Here is a 17,408-nt window from a genome sequence, read left to right as displayed (position 1 = left end):
ACTTCTCATCTTCTTACTTAAACTTTGATGCTTTTTTTGTAAACTCTTCCCAGTTTTCTGGGTTAAATGGAGATATCTCTCTAAGTCTTGCAATTACCTTTGGATATTCTTCAATAATATAATCTATGTCCTCTTCTGTATTATCTCTTCCAAGAGAGAAAACGATAGAACCGTTTGATGCTTCCTTTTCTACTCCTATTGCTGCTAAAACGTGAGACTGTTTTAACGCATAAGATACACAAGCAGACCCTGAAGCTGTGTATGTCTTTTTAATATTTAACATTAAAAGCATTGCTTCACCTTCAATATACATAACAATCAACGAAAGATGGTTGGGAAGTCTTTTTTCCGGATGACCTGTAAATCTTATGTAAGGTATTCTTTCTTCAATACCTTTTTTAAGTTTATCTCTTAAGTATCTTAATCTGTTTACTCTGTCATCCATTTCTTTTATTGCAAGTTCAGCTGCTGCACCCATTCCTACAATTCCAGCTACGTTTTCTGTTCCTGCTCTTCTTCCACCTTCTTGTATTCCACCTTCTATAAGTGGTTTTAATCTAATTCCTTTTTTAACATACAATCCACCTACACCTTTTGGAGCATAAAAGTAATGACCTGTAAATGAAGCCATATCAAGACCCCATCCTTCAACATCAACAGGCATATGGCCAACAGCAGCAGCTATATCTGAATGGAAAACTACTCTTGGATTTTTTTCTTTCACTGCAGCAACCAATGCTGGCATATCTTGAAGGGTTCCTATTTCTCTGTTTGCAAATCCAACAGATACAAGAATAGTATCTTCTCTAACAGCAGCGGCTAATTTTTCTGGGTCTATGATTCCATACTCGTCAGGCTGAACTTCTGTAATTTCAAATCCTTCTTTTTCAAGTGTTTTACAAGAATGCAATATAGAGTGGTGCTCTATCGCAGAAACAACGATATGTTTTCCTCTTCTTCCAGGCGCTTTTGCATATCCTTTTATTGCAAGGTTATTGGCCTCTATAGCTCCTGAAGTAAAAACTATATCTTCCGGATTTGATACATTTAAAAGTTGTGCTACTTGCTCCCTTGCTCTGTTTATAGCTTTTTTTGCTTCTATTCCCATTTCATGAAGAGATGTTGGGTTACCAAACTTTTCTTTAAAATAAGGCATCATTGCTTCTATGGCTTCATCGCAAACTGGCGTTGTTGCTAAATGGTCTACATATATTCTTCTGTTCATAATTAATACCTCCTATTTATTAAGCTTTTCTACAACTTTTTTAGCAATATTTATAAATTCTTGTGCTGATTGTGAATCCTCCTTAGCAAATACTATTGGTATTCCTAAGTCTGAAAACTCTGCAACTTTTGGCTCTATTGGTATTTTCCCAAGCAGTTCCACACCGTAATTTTTTAACAATTCTCCCGTTTTGCTTTTTCCAAATATTTCATAAGCTTTACCACTGTCTGGACACACAAAATAGCTCATATTTTCTACCACACCAATTATTGGAATCTGAACTTCTTTAAACATTTGTATACCTTTTTTAACGTCAATCAATGCTACGTCTTGAGGTGTAGTTACAATAATAGCTCCATCTACTTCTGCCGTTTGTCCTATGGTTATTTGAACATCTCCTGTTCCCGGTGGTAAATCTATAACTAAGTAATCAAGTCCTTCTTCTCCCCAATCAATATCAAATAAAAACTGTGTTAAAGCTTTAAATAATACTGGACCTCTCCAAATTACAGGTGTATCTTCTGACGGTAATAAAAATCCAATAGACATAATTTTTACGCCGTGAGCTTCAGGTGCAATGATTTTATCTCCTTCTGGAGTTTGTCTTGCCATAACTTTTTTATCTTTAGCTCCAAACATGGTTGGACCACTTGGACCATACATATCAGCATCTAAATAACCTACGTTATAACCAAGTTTTTTTAATGCAGATGCTAAATTAACTGCAACAGTTGACTTTCCAACGCCACCTTTTCCAGAGGCTACCAGTATAACTTTATTAACATTTGGAATTCTTCTTCTTGTTTCAAAAGGATTAGCTTGTGGTGGTGGAGGTGGTGGTTGCTGTTGTTGTCTTTGAGGTGGTTGGTCTGAAAACTCAACGTTAACATTTTTTGCACCAATAGATTTTAATGCTTTTTCTATCTTTTCTCTTAAAAATTGATGATATCTTTCACTTGGAGAGAAAATAACTAAATATACATCATCTCCTTCTATTTTTAAATCCTTTAATAAATCAGCTAAAGAAAAACTAATGCCAATTTCTTCTAAAGTAGTCTTTTTTAATACATCCATTACACCTTGTAGAGCCATAAAATAACCTCCGTTTTTATTATGATATAATACTTAAATAAAATTATTATACTATGACACCAATCACTTTAAGGATTTAAATGTCTGGAATTATGAGATAGAGGTAAGAGGAAATGGAGCCATTTCAGGGAGCTGTAAACTTTATGCATAGCTATTCAGCGATGCAAGGAATAGTGCATTTTATTGGCTGGACGATTGCAATTATTGTATTGGTTTATATGTTTAAATTTATGAAGAAACATGTGCAAGAGGATGAAAGAGCTAAAAAATATCAAAACAGAAATATTTTAGAAGAATTAAAGAAGGAGGAAGAAGATCCCCCTTCTAACTAAGATTTTTAATCTGCAAAAAGTTCTTTTAAGTGTTTTGGTAAATCTCCGATAATATCTTCAATCTCTCCTTCAGTTACATGTTTCTTAAGAACTCTAAACACCGCTTTTATAACTTGTTTTGCATGTTCTTCATTCCCAAAATCTTTACCTGCAGACCTTTTGTCTTCTTCTAAAACTTCGCGAATAAAATCTTCTACTGTTTTGATTGATTTATCTGGAAATAGGGTAGGTTTCCATCCATCAACGTAAACAGCTTTAATACACATTGGTAGTTGTGCTAATAAGTCAAAAGATTCATCTAAACCTAACCTTCTTCTTAAAACATGTAAGACAGTTCTTAATACTCTGTAAGCCTTTTCTCTGTTTTCAGGCTCCCCAATTTCTTGAGCTAAATCCTTCAGAAATTCATTTCCTTTTGCTGAAAATTTTTCGAAGTGATGCATCTTGAATACCTCCTTATTTTATATTGATTTAAATTTAAATATACGTTAGAAAGAATTTTTTGCAAGTATCTTAAAATTTTCTATAATCTTATTTCAAAATAAAGTATATGCTTGATGTTTAGTTAAGGTATTGAAACAAACTTATAAACAAGGATACTGATTAATTAGAAAGTCGCTTTCAAAAAATTCAGTTATTGATTATTCTTTTATAAAAAATAACATTATTATCACTACTATGTAGCGCTACTATGTAGTAATAATATCAAGGAGGTGTTTTAAAATGAAGTCCTATTTATCAACTATTGCTTTATTATTAATTGGAATAGTTAGCTTTTCTTATTCGGATGAATTTAAAGTTAAACCTGATGTTTACAGAAATTGGCATCATGTAAAAAGTATGGTTATATTTGATGAAAAACATCCTCTGTACAACCCATTTAATGGTATCCATCACGTATACGTTAATGACAAAGGATTAAATTCAATTAAAAATCAAAACAATAGAAAATTTCCTGACGGAACAAAAATAGCGATTGTATTTTACGAACATGTAAATTCAAATGGAGCATTTATTGAAGGAGCGAAAAGAATTGAAGCATTTATGGTGAAAGATTCTAAAAAATTTAAATCAACTGATGGTTGGGGTTATTACGGATATGATGGCAATGGTAAAAATCTTATAAAAGATATGAGTAAAGATTGCCATTCTTGTCACATGCAGGCAAAAGATAAAGATTTTGTATTTTCTATTTGGACAAAATGATATGATAGGCCCTTCTCAAAGTGGGAAGGGCTTTTCTTCCATAAAAAGTTAATCTATATTTAATAGTTATTGGTCTCGTATTATATACTAATCTTTCTATCATTTTTATTTCCTCAAGCTCCTTTATTCTTTCATATAAAACTTTTTCTTTCAAACCATTTATTCTTGCTAATATTTCTTTTGGAGCAACTTCGTTATTTAACACTTCCAAGATATCTATAACCCATTTTTTTGATAAGACATCTATTAATCTATCGACAGGTAAATTTAAATTATAAAGAATCTCATTTATATCATTTACAAAATCATAATCTAATAATTTGTATTTCCATCTGAAGGATAAATGTTATTAGAATTTTTCGATTAAACCAATATCTATTAAAGCTTTGAGTCTATTGCATTAAATCCTTTCACTAATGCCATTAACTTCTTTTTTAGTTTACTTGATCTTTTTGGTAATTCTGAGAGGTTTAAAAGAATCATTTTAAATCAACTTTACAAAAAGTTTCTACTAATCAAAATCTATTATTACTATCTACAAAAAGATATTATTAAAAATTTCATTTCACTTCATGGATAAATCTGTTAAGAATAGCTTCAATATCTGATTTTCTTAAAATTCCAAGAAAAGTATTATTATCAATAACAGGAATTTCTTCTAATTTATTTCTTTTTAAAAGATTATAAACTTTTGATAACCTTTCTTCCGGAAGGACATAATATTTTATTGGTTTTACTATATCTTTTAAAGTCATCTCTTCTTGTTTAAAGTACGGAATTTTATCTAAGTCTCTTGTGTCTATAAATAAAATTCTTCCATCGGAGGTCAAGACAGGATATAAATAAGTCCTTATATAAGGTCTATAAAACATACTAAAATCTAAGATGCTTAGATTTTCATCTAATGGATTCATTGTATGCATAATATTAAAGACTTTAAGCTTGGATAATAAAACAGCTAATTTAGTATTAAATAGAGCATCCTTGGAAGCTTTTATTATAAAAGTTCCTAAGAATATAAGCCAAAAGCCGTTAATCAAGTTTCCATTGAATAAAGAGTAAATTCCAAAACCAATAAGCATAAAACCAAAATATTTTCCAAATTTAGAAGCTACTTCTGTTGCTTTTAGAATTCCATACTTCTTCCATAAAATGGATCTTAAAATACGACCACCATCAAGCGGAAATGCCGGGATTAAGTTAAACGCTCCAAGAGCAAAATTTACCATAAACATATAGTTTAAAAAACCATTGAAAATATCATCTATTGGATATAGACTTATTGCAGTAAAAAATATTAATGCTAAGAAAAAGCTCATAAGAGGACCGGCTATTGCAATTTTAAACTCTGTAGAAGGGGAGTCTGGTTCTTGTTCTATCATTGCTACCCCGCCAAAGATAAAAAGATAAATATCCCGAACTGGTATGCCGTGTTTTATGGCTACAAGAGAATGAGAAAGTTCATGAAGTAAAACGGATAAAAAAAGCATAATAGCAGAAACTGCTCCGGCTAATATATATTCAAATTGACTGAGATTTTTATAAAGCATAGGATAAAATCCTTGAGATAAAGTTAATGTTATCAAAGTAAAGGCTATAAACCAGCTATAATCTATATATACTTGAATTCCAAAAATTTTAAATAACGGTATAGCGTTCATTTTCTTTTTTTCCTTTTTGGTTTTAACTTTTTAAAACTACTATAAATTATATCTGTTAATATATGCACAAATTCAGCCAAAATTAGACCAAAGAAAAAGGATAAAAATGAGACATTGTTTAAAAAACTGCTTAAATCTAAGTTATCAAATCTTGAAACTTGAAAATTATTATCTGGAATTAAAAAGTTTATCAAAAGCTTTAAAAGAAACAAAAATATAAATGCTATAAAAGATAAGTAAAAAATTTTTGTAATTGTTCCATATATTGGAATATGAGAAATTCCACGATGGCTAAAAAGTTTGGTATAAGGTAGCCATATGAACTTTAAAATTTTCCATCTGCTATTTGGTTTAGAGAGGTATAAATCATTATCAGGAGTAAGAAAAAAAGTCCCGATAAAATAGCCAGTAGAAAAAGATATAAAATCTGATGGATGAAGGTAGTAAATAAGAGGAGGAAGAACGGCGAAATTTATTAAGTCATGCGTTCTTCCCTTTGCCAATCTATTCTGCCAAATTTATTATGTAAAATTCGGCTCTTCTATTTGTAAATCTATCTAATTCATTATTATTAGAAACAATGTATTCAGATTTTCCAACTCCGTCTATCATAATTCTATTTGGAGAAACACCAAGTTTAACTAAATACTGCTTGACAGTCTTGGCTCTTTTTAAAGCTAATTTATCATTATACTTTTTAGAACCTATATTGTCAGTATAACCTTTAATCTTAACTTTTACATCTGGATGGGTTTTTAGATACTTAGCAACTATATTTAAGTATGGCAAATACTCCTTCTTTATTTTTGAACTATTTAAGTAAAAATGAACTCTAACTGGTTGAGTAATAGCGTCTGTACTTTTATAAGTTTTTGGAGATTCTTTCTCTTTTGCGCCAATATCTAATTTCTCAGGTTTTTTGTTTTGAGCAATTTTTGCTTTTTCTATAGCATCAGGAATTTTTGGATTAAGACCAAGCTCTATTTCTTTATAGCATGGAATACCATCGTTATCTTTATCAGAATTTATATTTTTTTTTATTTTTGTTAATAAATCTTCTATTTTTGTTATAAGTCTCAATGAATCTACAGATTGATTGTTTTCAATTTTTATACTTTCTAAGTAACTTTCGAGTATTCCGTATTCTTCTGGAGAACATTCAAGAGCATGTTTTTCTTTTAATTTATCAAATCTTTCTTGAATTTTACTCATATCAACGTTTTGCTCTGCAAATACATTACTTGTAAAAGCCAAAATAAATGTAGAAGTAATAATTTTCTTTTTCATTTTGTCTCTCCTTGAGATACTTTTTCAATAGCTTTTAAAGAATATTCAATAGATTTTTTAGCTGCTTCGTTAGATTTATCTACATTAAAATTAGAAGATTCTTCAACAGCTATGTTATAGAATCCTTTTGCTTTCCCATATTCATAAGGTGCTTTTAAGTTTGCTCCAGACTCGTAAGCTGTTTTCAAAGCTGACCTTGCAGCATCTAAATACTCTATATTAGAATTATTTAAAACATCAGCTGCATTCGTTATTCCAATAAAACACAAAACAGTGACTAAAAATTTTCTTACCACGTTAAAGCCTCCACTAACATTTTATATACTCTTTTTCGTAAAAATTTAAATAAAGTTTAAAATATTATATAACTAAAATACGTTGATTGAGAAATTTAAAAAACGATGGGATTCTTCGATTTGCTCAAAATGACAAGAAAGGCTTTTCTTTTTGGTGTTTGATTATTAAGCTTGATTTGTCATCCTCAGGACGTAAGTCCGAAAAGATCTCCTATTTAAATTATAATTTCTTGTCAATCTCTCATTCGATGTATAAAGTTTAAAATTTATATCTTAAATACATCTTGGACTGCTCGTAAAATTTCTGTTTTACTACAGAAACATCCCGCAGTCTGAAACAAAAGCTAATTCCTTCTTGCCACCCTATCCCACGTCCCGCCAAATCATTAACGACTTCAGAGAGGAATAGTCTCTTACAAAAGACTTTCCAAGAATAGGAAAGACAAGGGCTATCTTCAAAATTTGCCAAGTCTTTTTAATCTATTTGGAATTCCTTCCATCGGCTCCCTCACAGAAACTTGACTCACTTTTAAGGCTTTCTATCTTCTATTTTTATATTCTCTAAACTCCTCTAAATAATCTGTTTGCAAATATTGCTGGAAGGCCTGCATTCAATATATCTCTTGCAGCCTTTTCAACATTATACACTACTCTATAAAATTCAACAACATTATCTTCAGAATCAAATATAATATAAGACAATCTTGGATCTTTATCTCTTGGCTGACCTATACTACCAGGATTGATCAGATATTTATTTCTTTTTTTTAAAAATATCTTATTATCTCTTTTATAAAAAACTTCATTATTTTCTTTCTCAAAAATTCCCGGCAAATGTGTATGACCATAAAAACACAAACTTTGATGAAAAGCGGAAAATGTATCGTAAGCTTCTTTGATTTTAGTTATATACTCCATACTACCAGGAATACATGGTTCATCATGAGTCAAAACCATTAAATCGTTTTCAAAATCTTTTGGAAGAGATCTTAGATATTCTTTATGTCTATCTTCTAAAACTTCCATGTTGTAATATGCAGCTTTTAGAGTGTATGGATTATGCATATCTATTGGTTCTGCTTTTGAAATTAAGGTGTCATGATTTCCTCTTAGTGAAAAATCTACATTTTCTATTACCCAATCAACAACTTCTTTTGGATTTGCTCCATATCCTACAATATCGCCTAAGCAGTATATGTAATCATAACTTTTATTTTTAAGCTCTTTATCTAAGGCTTCAACAGCATAGATATTACTGTGTAAGTCCGATATGAATACTATTCTCATTTTGTTCCAATTCCTTATTTATTTTTCCTAAAATACCGTTTACAAATTTAACAGACAACTTAGAGTTTGTATAACATTCTACTAAATCAAGTAAATCTAAGAATAATATCCTTATTTCTTTATCTTTTAACTCTTTGCTTTCTTCTTTTGAGTGTATAATTAAAAGCTCAGAAACACCAAGCCTTAATACTGCTCTTTCGATGTATCCAATCCTCTCAAAACGCCAATTTTTAAGATGGCTCTTGATAATGTCATCTATTTCTTGTGAGTTTTCATTGTAAAAGTTTACAACTTTTAATACATACTCTTTTATTTCTGGAGAAAATTTTTTAGTGTTTAGAAATTCTTCTAAAACATTGAATAGATCTTCTTTTCTAAAATCATATGCAAAAAGAATTCTCATAGATAAATCTCTTGCTGCTTTTAACAGTCTTTTTCTTAAAAATTTTAGACTCTTATTTTTCTTCTTCATTCTATCATCCTATACTTTTTAAAACATTTGCCATTTCTATTGCAACCATGGCTGCGTCAAATCCTTTATTTCCCATTTTTGTTCCAGCTCTCTCAACTGCTTGCTCTATTGTGTCTGTTGTCAAAATTCCATAGCCTATTGGCACTTCTGTCTCTAAACTAACTTGTGCTATTCCTTTTGTTACTTCATTGGCTACATAATCAAAGTGTGGTGTAGAACCTCTAATAACCGCACCTAAGCATATAACAGCATCATACTTACCAGACTTTGCAAGTTTTTTAGCTGTTAACGGAATTTCAAAAGAACCAGGAACTTTTACAATTTCTATATTCTCTTTACTGCCACCATGTCTTAAAATACAGTCAATAGCTCCCTCCAACAATCTTTCAGTGATAAAGCTATTAAACCTGCCGACTACAATACCAAACTTTAAACCTTCAGCTGATAGTTTGCCTTCTACAATGTTCATAACATCCTCCATTATAAACTTTATCAATCCCAATCTTTATGATGTTTCTCGCGTTTTTCCATTTCTTTCCAGAATTTTTTTTCAGCATTTCTTTCATGAATATACATCTTTCTAATTTGTCCAGGTGGTATTCTAAAAGGAGGTGGACCGTTCAAGATAATCCATGGACCCTCCCATCTTTCTGCTACATACCATCTACCATTATTAAACCAATACCATCTTCCTCTGAATTGATATACCTCTATCCTTGGGTCATCAACAATATATACATCATAATCTGGGATCAAAACGACCCTTGGATTTACAATAATTTTGTTTGGAGTATCAACCACAACAGCCCCCGGTTTGGTATATACTGCACAAGAAGATACCAAAGATACTAAAAACATTCCAAAAATAAGCTTTTTCATAGTTAAACCTCCTTAACAATTTTTTTAACAGTGCTTACAATATAATCTACTTCGCTTTCTGTTAAAGATGCATGAACAGGAATTGCAAATAGCTCTTGTGTGCAAAGCTCTCCAAATTTACAATTTAAATGTTCAGCGTTTCTTAACTGATGAAGTGTATATTCGTAGTATACTCTTGCTCCAATTCCATTTTCAATAAGCTTTTCAACGATTTTATTTCTTTCTGGATGTCTTAATGCGTATATATGATATACATGCTTTCTATCCGGCAATTCTTGCGGAAGGACTAATCCAGGCAAATCTTTAAACTCTTCGTTATAGATTTTTGCTATTTTTCTTCTTTTTTCATTTGTTTCGTCTAAGCGTTTTAACTGCCAGTATCCTATTCCTGCTTGAAATTCTGTTATTCTTAGGTTTAAAGCTGGATGGTCTCCAAATTCTATCCAGTTTGATATTTTTTCATCAATTTCAGGATTGTTTGTTAGAATTGCTCCACCTTCACCCATTGCAACGTTTTTAGATGCGTAAAAACTAAATGCTGATATATCTCCAAGACTTCCGGCTTTTTTTCCTTTAAACTCAGCTCCGTGAGCTTGTGCTGCATCTTCTAAGATTAAAACATTATTTTCTTTACATAAAGCTTTTATTTTATCCATATCAGCAGTTTGACCAAAGAGATGAACAGGTATGACTGCTTTTGGTTTGTATTTTTTAATAGCCTCTTCTAACCATGCAGGATCCATAGTATAGCTTTCATCAACATCTATAACTACCGGAGTACCACCGGCTAAAATAACTGCATCAATAGTAGCCATAAAACTCAGTGACGGGACGATAACAATATCTTCTTTTTTGGATATACCTATGGCTTTCAATGCAATATATAACGCAGCAGTTCCACTACATACAGTATGACAAAAACCTACACCTATATACTTTTTAAACTCTTCTCTAAACTTTAAAGTCCACTGACCTCTTGTAATTTGCCCACTTTTCATGATATCAAGGACTGTTTTTTCTTCTTCTTTTCCAAAGTAAGGCTTAATTATTGGTATCATTCCAACTCCTTTATATTTTAATTTTTTCTATTTCTTTAAGAATATTAATAGACCTTAATGTGCTATCATACGATGGCTTATTTAAAAACTCTTCTATCATAAGTTTAAGCTTGTCTTTGTTATCCTTTTCTTTTACCTCTCCGGAAGGATATATAATTTTATCCTCCGCAAAATTTAAGACTAGATCTCCATCACTTGTTTTTAAAATCCATTCCCTTCTTGTGAATGGGTTTAGCCATGCTACCTGTAGGTCAAATTCAGTATTTTCAGATTCTGCTTTAACTTTTGCAATATTATCTTCTACTTTCACATCTTTTATTTTAAAATTCCCAAATAAGTAATGAAAAATGTAAAGGTCATGCCAAGCAAGGTCAAAAAATGGATTTATATAACCTTTGCCAAGGTTTAATCTATATCCTTCTACAAAATTAACGTTTTTAACTAATGAAAGGTTTCTAACTGCGCTTGATTTTAACTCAATTTCTGAAACTGACAAATAAACATTTTTTTTGTATGCTAAATCAAGTGTCTCTTCAAGCTCTTTTCTGCTTAAAGATGGTGGTTTTTCTACCATTACATTAATGCCAGCATCTAAAAATTTTCTTGCTATTGGAAGATGCGATTGTGGAGATGTTGCTACAAAAACAGCGTCTAAATCCTCATTTAAAGCCTTTTCTATATCTTGATATTTTTTAACATTATCAGGAAATTTTGAAAGTTGTTCAGGATTTGAATCTATAAGAACATAATCCAGGTTTAACTCTTTAAATTTATTAACATACTTACTGCCCATATTTCCAATGCCAACTATTCCTACCTTCAAGACCGTCTCCAAATTTTTTTATAAAAAATATGCAAAAATTATACCTAAAATTTTAGATAAAATCATTTGAAAACTCAGTTAACCTTTTTTGATTTTTGCAAAATTGAGAAAAAATTTGGGATATTTTATTAAGAGTGTTCTAATACATGTCATCGTATATTAATATAATAATAACAAAAAATATGTCAGGTGAGAAATTTAATAAAAGTAGTAGATTCTTCGCACGGCTTAAGAATTACAACTTTACTTTCGTAAGGGCGATTCATGAATCGCCCCCTACTCTTACACTTTTCCACTTTATTTTTTATCCTGAGGACGTAGGTCCGAAGGATCTTCTTTTTAAATTCTATAAACCACTAATTTCTCATCCAAGGTGGGATATGGTAATAAGTAAATTGAAAAATATTAATAGTGTTTACCATTTATAAAGTTGATATAGACTTTATTTAAACAAACTTCTTACCTTTGAAAATTCTTTAATATACTATTCGTTATTCTACTGACCAACTCATCTAATTCAATCTCAATACCTTCATTGATTAAGGATGTTGCAACGTAACCATCTAAATTACATGGTTTTATTAGATTAAATTTATCTAAATCAACTGAATGATTTACAGCTACGCCGTGCAAAGAATAACCCTTGCTATACTTAAACCCTATTGACGCAAGCTTTCTATTTTCAATGTAAAATCCAGGATTTTTAAAATCATGATAAATTTTTTCACAAAGGGGTTTAAAAATCATATCAAAAGACTTAACTACTTTTTTATAAAAAACAATTGGACTTTTAACTTTAAAAATAAAATAAAAAATTGGCTGACCGGGTCCGTGAAACGTTATAGACCCGCCCCTATCTGTTTTTATCACATTTACAGGAAAATTTTTATTTTCATTTTGACCTACTGTATAAACATCATAATGCTGACATATCAAAAGATAGTTTTTATTATTCTCTAATGCTTTTTTGTGAAAATCTTTCATAATATTCAAACCATTTTGATAATCAATCAATCCAAGATTTACAATTTCTATCATAATTTTACGTTGCTAATTTTCCCTTGTTTTATATCTTCCACTATATCTTTAAGAGATGTATTAAAAAGATTATACAAATGATTTCTTTCAACAACCCATCTATTATGAATGGCACATGGATTTTCATCACTACATTCTTCAAACCCTAAAATACAAGATTTGAATAACCTATCATCATCTAATGATTTAATAATATCTATTATTTTTATGCTTTCTATTGGCTGTTTAAAAACTATACCACCCTTTGGACCTCTATAAGATTCAAGAATTCCAGATTTCACAAGTTTTTGAACGTTTTTTGCCAAATAATGAAAAGGAAGATTTAATTTTTCAGCTATTTCTTTTACGGAAACATAGTTTTTCTCTTGATTTATAGCAAGATAGATTAAAGCTCTTATACAATCTTTAACAGATTCTGATAACATTTTAACCCCCAAATCTCAATTTTGCTGCATAATAGATAATAACCACTCCAATTATGAGATTAATTATTCCAATAATTCGTGTCATTATCCTAAACTTTTCATTTAAATGGGATTTTGGACCAAAGTATAGGTCATGCAATACTGCTAAAAAGAAAGTTAGCAAGAAAAGATGAATTTTGTCATGAAGCGTTGATGCATACGCGGAAGTCCTGTTTATCAAATCGTTAAAAGAAATACCTAAATTATGCATATTTCCTATTCCGGTAATAAAAAGCAAAGGTAAACCTATAAACGTACCAATAATAGAAAATCTTTTTCCAACTTTTTGAAATACCTCAACACTGTTTGGTAGATTTCTGACGTATGGAGATAGTACAAAAACCATAAAAAGCATACCGCCTATCCACAATGTAGCTAAAATTATATGAATTGTTAAGACTAATTCTTTCATAGGAAACTCCTTAAAATTAAAGACAATTTTATCCTAAAATTAAATTCAATGCAAGAAGGACAAAAGGATGTTCCAAAAATCAACATCGTCATTCTGAGCGTCAGCGAAGAATCTCCTGTTTTTCTTTTCAAATCAAAAAATCAAAAGAGGAGATTCTTCGGACTAAAGCCCTCAGAATGATAGCGAAAGGTTGAATGATAAGCATCAGAAAAAGAATAAGCTCATTTGTCATTCTGCAGCCGTGGGAAGAATCCCCTACTTTTATTGAATTTCTCAACCAATATTAAATCATTAAACAATGAAAAATTTAGTAGATTCGTAGCTCAAGCTTCGTGAGGTATGGTTAACATTTATCTTATCTTTGTTACTTTTTACTTTACATTTATGATGTTTTGCATACAAAAGCTATTGAAATGATTGAATATATATTATATATTAAGTTGCAATAAGCCGCGGGGGTGGTTGTCTTAAAAAGACAGCCTGAGAATATACCCTTAGAACCTGATGCAGGTAATGCTGCCGTAGGGAAGCGGGCTTGAGAAAACCTCCAAGCCATCTTCCTTAATGCAGAATTATTTATTAAACTTGGAGGTTAAAAAACATGCGTGTATATGTATCAAAAAGGATCGGAAAGCCAAATGTTACTCAAATGCACTTTGCACGCCAAGGAATCATCACTGAAGAGATGGAGTATGTGGCCAAAAGAGAAGACCTTCCTGTAGAGCTGATCAGAGATGAAGTTGCTCGTGGAAGAATGGTTATACCTGCTAACATCAATCATATCAACTTAGAGCCTATGGCTATTGGCATTGCTGCAAAATGTAAAGTCAATGCAAACATCGGTAATTCAGCAGTAGTCTCAGACATAGAAGGGGAGCTTGAAAAATTAAGAGTTGCTCTTAAATATGGTGCAGATACTGTAATGGACCTATCGACAGGTGGAAATATTAATGAAATCAGAAAAGCAATTATAGAAAACTCTCCAGTACCTGTTGGAACAGTGCCTATTTATCAAGCTTTACAAGAAGTTAGAAGTATAGAAAAACTAACAGAACAAGATATTCTTGATATCATCGAACTACAAGCTCAGCAAGGTGTAGATTATATGACAATTCACGCGGGCTTACTTAGGGAATTTTTGCCACTTGTAAATCATAGACTTATGGGAATTGTTTCAAGAGGTGGCTCTATAATTGCTCAATGGATGGTTGTTCACGGAAAACAAAACCCACTTTATACAAACTTTGACAAAATCTGCGAAATCTTTAAGAAATATGATGTTACATTCTCTCTTGGTGATGGTCTTAGACCGGGATGTATAAATGATGCATCAGATGAAGCTCAGTTTGCAGAATTAAAAGTTCTTGGAGAATTAACAAAGAAAGCATGGGAGCATGACGTTCAAGTCATGGTTGAAGGACCGGGTCACGTTCCTATGGATCAAATAGAAATGAATATCAGAAAACAACAAGAATGGTGTCATGAAGCTCCATTCTATGTTTTAGGTCCGTTAGTAACAGACATTGCTCCTGGTTATGACCATATTGCATCTGCCATCGGTGCAGCTATGGCTGGATGGTATGGTGTGTCAATGTTATGTTATGTTACACCAAAAGAGCACTTAGGACTTCCAAATGCAGAAGACGTAAAACAAGGATTGATAGCTTACAAAATAGCAGCTCATGCAGCAGACCTTGCAAGACACAGAAAAGGTGCTAAAGAATGGGATGATGCAATGTCTAAAGCAAGATATGAATTTGACTGGGAAAGACAGTTTGAGCTTGCAATTGACCCAGAAACTGCAAGAAAATACCATGATGAAACATTGCCACAAGAGGGATATAAATCTGCTAAATTCTGCTCTATGTGTGGTCCTTCATTCTGTGCATACAGAATATCTCAAAACATTCAAGAAGCAGTTAATGAAGACTTTTTAATTCCAATAGAAGAACTTAAGAAGTAATTAATCCACCAAAGGGAGCTAAAGACTCCCTTTCTTTTTAGATTAGATTTTTCATTTATTTGTCAATTTTTTAAGATGGGTTGAAAGTGTTCTAAAATTTTTTAAGTTGTAGAATGTATATGTAGATATAACTTTACATTTTTCTCTCATTCTGAGAACTTTAGTCCGAAGGATTTCCTATTCTTTTAAAGAGAAAAACAGGAGCTTCTTCGCTTACGCTTAGAATGACATTGTAGAGGCAAAAAGTAGGAGATTCTTCACCGGCTGCAGAATGACAAATAAGTAAAAATAAAATGTTTCTTACAAATATAAAACGATAACATAACCCATACAATTATAAATCTTAAATTTTTTTAGTAGCACTCTTTTAAATTTCAATAATAGGAATAAGCTTATCATTCATAATTTGAACCATCTTATCAAACAGCTCTCTTGCAGTTTTTCCATCTTCTGGATAAGAAACTACTCCTTCTACAAAATTTATATCTGTAAATTTTTTTAATCTTTCTACCAATGTGCCGACTTGTTTTTTATCTGTTTCCGGTAAAAATAAGAAGACAAAATCTTCATCAACAGGTGAAATTACATCTACACTTCTTAAATTTTCTCTTAGTTTAAAGACTATATCAATATCTTTTGGTTTTTTTTCCATTAATAGATTTGTAATAGCTGGAAAATATAAAAAAGCTATAGAGAATTGTGATGATTTTTTGTATCTATTAATTCTTTCAATCTCTATTTCTATCAATGCTTTAAAAACTTCAAAATCATAGAATTTTAAATCTTTTTCCTTGTTCATAGAATATCCCCCATTAGCTTTTTAAAAGTATCTCCTACTTCTTCCCATGTGTATTCATCCGAATTAATTCCAAAATGTCCTTCCATAGAACATTTTCTATATTTAGGCTTTCTTAAATCTAACATCTCTATTATATCATTAACAGAAAATTTGTAAAGATTTTTTACAATTTTTTCATCTTCAAAATTCGAAATATTAACAACAATTGGATATTCCATACCTATTGCAAAAACCATTTCTACTTTACATTGTTCAGCTAATCCGTTTGCTACAATGTTTTTAGCTATATATCTTGCGAAATAGGAAGCAGACCTATCTACCTTTGTCGGGTCTTTACCGGAAAAGGCACTTCCGCCATTAGGACATGCTGTTCCATATGCATCTGCAGATATTTTTCTTCCAGTTAGTCCTGTATCTGCCATAGGTCCACCTATTATAAACTTTCCAAGTGGGTTAATGATAATATTAGTCTTATTGTCAATATAATTACTATACTTTAACTTTTTTATAACTTCTTCCATAATCACTTCTTTTATTTCTCTTTCTGTTATATATGGCTCATGTTGGACCATAACTGCTATGCTGTTTACTCTTTTAGGTTTTCCATTTTCATATTCAACAGACACAATAGCTTTACCATCCGGTCTTAAAAATGGGACTATATTTTCTTTTCTTAATGTATTTATTCTTTTTGTTATTTCATTGGCAATATTAGACGCAAGCGGCATGTAGTTTTCTGTTTCGTTGGTAGCATATCCTACAACTATACAGCTATCCCCGGCTTTATCTGAAGGAAGTCCAAGGGATAACTCCGGGCTTTGATCGTTTATGGTTGTAATTACTCCTGCCGTGTATCCATCAAATCCATACTCGGGTTTAGTGTAGCCTATCTCTATCAATGTATTCCTTACGATAGTTGGTATATCAGCGTATGCATCTGTTGAAATTTCTCCTGCAACATGTACAAGCCCCATCGTTACTAACACTTCTACTGATGCTCTTGTATAGGGGTCTTTTGAAATAAGGTCGTCTAATATAGCATCTGCTATTATGTCTGCTATTTTATCCGGATGTCCAAGACATACACTTTCTGCGCTTTGAATGGTTTTCATCT

The 17,408-nt window shown here is 31.3% G+C and carries 22 protein-coding genes and 1 riboswitch; of the genes, 3 read left to right on the top strand and 19 right to left on the bottom strand.

The annotated features are described in order from the left end of the window. Positions 1-13 precede the first annotated feature (13 nt). Positions 14-1,225, bottom strand: coding sequence for a cysteine desulfurase family protein (locus SYO3AOP1_RS06680; RefSeq protein ID WP_012459968.1), 1,212 nt, complete (start codon positions 1,223-1,225; stop codon positions 14-16). A gap of 12 nt (positions 1,226-1,237) precedes the next feature. Then, on the bottom strand, positions 1,238-2,317 hold the full coding sequence (locus tag SYO3AOP1_RS06675) for an Mrp/NBP35 family ATP-binding protein (protein ID WP_012459967.1): 1,080 nt from the start codon (positions 2,315-2,317) through the stop codon (positions 1,238-1,240). Positions 2,318-2,430: 113 nt separating this feature from the next. Here SYO3AOP1_RS06675 and SYO3AOP1_RS06670 point away from each other — a divergent pair, with 113 nt between their 5' ends. Beyond that, entirely contained in the window at positions 2,431-2,649 is a 219-nt protein-coding gene (locus tag SYO3AOP1_RS06670; RefSeq protein WP_012459966.1) for a hypothetical protein, read from the top strand. Positions 2,650-2,654: 5 nt separating this feature from the next. On the opposite strand, the gene SYO3AOP1_RS06665 is transcribed toward SYO3AOP1_RS06670, so the two are convergent. Then, positions 2,655-3,092, bottom strand: coding sequence for a DUF2267 domain-containing protein (locus SYO3AOP1_RS06665; RefSeq protein ID WP_012459965.1), 438 nt, complete (start codon positions 3,090-3,092; stop codon positions 2,655-2,657). A 280-nt stretch (positions 3,093-3,372) separates the two neighbouring features. On the opposite strand from SYO3AOP1_RS06665, the gene SYO3AOP1_RS06660 reads away from it, so the two are divergent. After that, entirely contained in the window at positions 3,373-3,855 is a 483-nt protein-coding gene (locus SYO3AOP1_RS06660; protein WP_012459964.1) for a cytochrome P460 family protein, read from the top strand. Here the strand turns inward: SYO3AOP1_RS06660 and SYO3AOP1_RS06655 are convergent. The 14 genes from SYO3AOP1_RS06655 to SYO3AOP1_RS06585 form a co-directional block, all read right to left on the bottom strand. Continuing rightward, positions 3,839-4,102 carry a winged helix-turn-helix transcriptional regulator gene (locus SYO3AOP1_RS06655; protein WP_281340834.1) on the bottom strand — a complete coding sequence of 88 codons (264 nt, stop codon included), beginning with the start codon at positions 4,100-4,102 and terminating at the stop codon, positions 3,839-3,841. The two genes, SYO3AOP1_RS06660 and SYO3AOP1_RS06655, sit on opposite strands and share 17 nt — an antisense overlap. A 313-nt stretch (positions 4,103-4,415) precedes the next feature. Further along, positions 4,416-5,516: a site-2 protease family protein gene (locus SYO3AOP1_RS06650; RefSeq protein WP_012459963.1), complete on the bottom strand. Its 1,101-nt coding sequence runs from the start codon at positions 5,514-5,516 to the stop codon at positions 4,416-4,418. Further along, positions 5,513-6,019, bottom strand: a complete 507-nt coding sequence (locus tag SYO3AOP1_RS06645) for a metal-binding protein (protein ID WP_012459962.1) — start codon at positions 6,017-6,019, stop codon at positions 5,513-5,515. Before SYO3AOP1_RS06645 ends, SYO3AOP1_RS06650 begins: the two co-directional genes overlap by 4 nt. A 1-nt stretch (position 6,020) precedes the next feature. Beyond that, positions 6,021-6,803 (bottom strand): OmpA family protein, encoded by a 783-nt coding sequence (locus tag SYO3AOP1_RS06640; RefSeq protein WP_012459961.1) that lies wholly within the window; start codon positions 6,801-6,803, stop codon positions 6,021-6,023. Next, entirely contained in the window at positions 6,800-7,099 is a 300-nt protein-coding gene (locus tag SYO3AOP1_RS06635) for a hypothetical protein (protein ID WP_012459960.1), read from the bottom strand. Before SYO3AOP1_RS06635 ends, SYO3AOP1_RS06640 begins: the two co-directional genes overlap by 4 nt. A gap of 561 nt (positions 7,100-7,660) precedes the next feature. Further along, complete coding sequence (locus SYO3AOP1_RS09280) at positions 7,661-8,386, bottom strand: metallophosphoesterase family protein (protein WP_012459959.1); 726 nt, start codon at positions 8,384-8,386, stop codon at positions 7,661-7,663. Beyond that, the gene (nusB, locus tag SYO3AOP1_RS06625) at positions 8,352-8,858 is read right to left on the bottom strand and encodes a transcription antitermination factor NusB (protein WP_012459958.1); all 507 of its coding nucleotides are present in this window, start codon (positions 8,856-8,858) and stop codon (positions 8,352-8,354) included. Before nusB ends, SYO3AOP1_RS09280 begins: the two co-directional genes overlap by 35 nt. A gap of 4 nt (positions 8,859-8,862) precedes the next feature. Further along, the gene (gene ribE, locus SYO3AOP1_RS06620) at positions 8,863-9,327 is read right to left on the bottom strand and encodes a 6,7-dimethyl-8-ribityllumazine synthase (protein WP_012459957.1); all 465 of its coding nucleotides are present in this window, start codon (positions 9,325-9,327) and stop codon (positions 8,863-8,865) included. Between the two features lie 23 nt (positions 9,328-9,350). After that, on the bottom strand, positions 9,351-9,737 hold the full coding sequence (locus SYO3AOP1_RS06615) for a hypothetical protein (protein WP_012459956.1): 387 nt from the start codon (positions 9,735-9,737) through the stop codon (positions 9,351-9,353). A 2-nt stretch (positions 9,738-9,739) separates the two neighbouring features. Further along, positions 9,740-10,795 (bottom strand): DegT/DnrJ/EryC1/StrS family aminotransferase, encoded by a 1,056-nt coding sequence (locus SYO3AOP1_RS06610; protein WP_012459955.1) that lies wholly within the window; start codon positions 10,793-10,795, stop codon positions 9,740-9,742. A gap of 10 nt (positions 10,796-10,805) precedes the next feature. After that, positions 10,806-11,618, bottom strand: coding sequence for a Gfo/Idh/MocA family oxidoreductase (locus SYO3AOP1_RS06605; RefSeq protein WP_012459954.1), 813 nt, complete (start codon positions 11,616-11,618; stop codon positions 10,806-10,808). Between the two features lie 459 nt (positions 11,619-12,077). Then, on the bottom strand, positions 12,078-12,656 hold the full coding sequence (gene lipB / locus SYO3AOP1_RS06595) for a lipoyl(octanoyl) transferase LipB (protein WP_012459953.1): 579 nt from the start codon (positions 12,654-12,656) through the stop codon (positions 12,078-12,080). Beyond that, positions 12,653-13,081, bottom strand: a complete 429-nt coding sequence (locus SYO3AOP1_RS06590; RefSeq protein ID WP_012459952.1) for an Rrf2 family transcriptional regulator — start codon at positions 13,079-13,081, stop codon at positions 12,653-12,655. The genes lipB and SYO3AOP1_RS06590 overlap by 4 nt, the downstream gene beginning before the upstream one ends. 1 nt (position 13,082) lies before the next feature. Next, complete coding sequence (locus SYO3AOP1_RS06585; RefSeq protein ID WP_012459951.1) at positions 13,083-13,532, bottom strand: CopD family protein; 450 nt, start codon at positions 13,530-13,532, stop codon at positions 13,083-13,085. Between the two features lie 444 nt (positions 13,533-13,976). Further along, positions 13,977-14,078, top strand: a riboswitch (TPP riboswitch). Positions 14,079-14,133: 55 nt separating this feature from the next. Between SYO3AOP1_RS06585 and thiC the strand changes: the two genes are divergently transcribed. Further along, positions 14,134-15,495 carry a phosphomethylpyrimidine synthase ThiC gene (gene thiC, locus SYO3AOP1_RS06580; RefSeq protein ID WP_012459950.1) on the top strand — a complete coding sequence of 454 codons (1,362 nt, stop codon included), beginning with the start codon at positions 14,134-14,136 and terminating at the stop codon, positions 15,493-15,495. A gap of 367 nt (positions 15,496-15,862) precedes the next feature. Here thiC and SYO3AOP1_RS06575 read toward each other — a convergent pair whose 3' ends face one another. Together SYO3AOP1_RS06575 and metK are read right to left on the bottom strand one after the other, a co-directional pair. Next, positions 15,863-16,294, bottom strand: a complete 432-nt coding sequence (locus tag SYO3AOP1_RS06575) for a hypothetical protein (RefSeq protein WP_012459949.1) — start codon at positions 16,292-16,294, stop codon at positions 15,863-15,865. Further along, complete coding sequence (gene metK, locus SYO3AOP1_RS06570; protein ID WP_012459948.1) at positions 16,291-17,406, bottom strand: methionine adenosyltransferase; 1,116 nt, start codon at positions 17,404-17,406, stop codon at positions 16,291-16,293. Before metK ends, SYO3AOP1_RS06575 begins: the two co-directional genes overlap by 4 nt. Between the last annotated feature and the right edge of the window lie 2 nt (positions 17,407-17,408).

This window comes from Sulfurihydrogenibium sp. YO3AOP1 (genome assembly GCF_000020325.1).
Classification (GTDB): domain Bacteria; phylum Aquificota; class Aquificia; order Aquificales; family Hydrogenothermaceae; genus Sulfurihydrogenibium.
The sequence above is the reverse complement of the archived record's forward strand: the minus strand, read 5'-3'. Positions and strand labels throughout refer to the sequence as shown.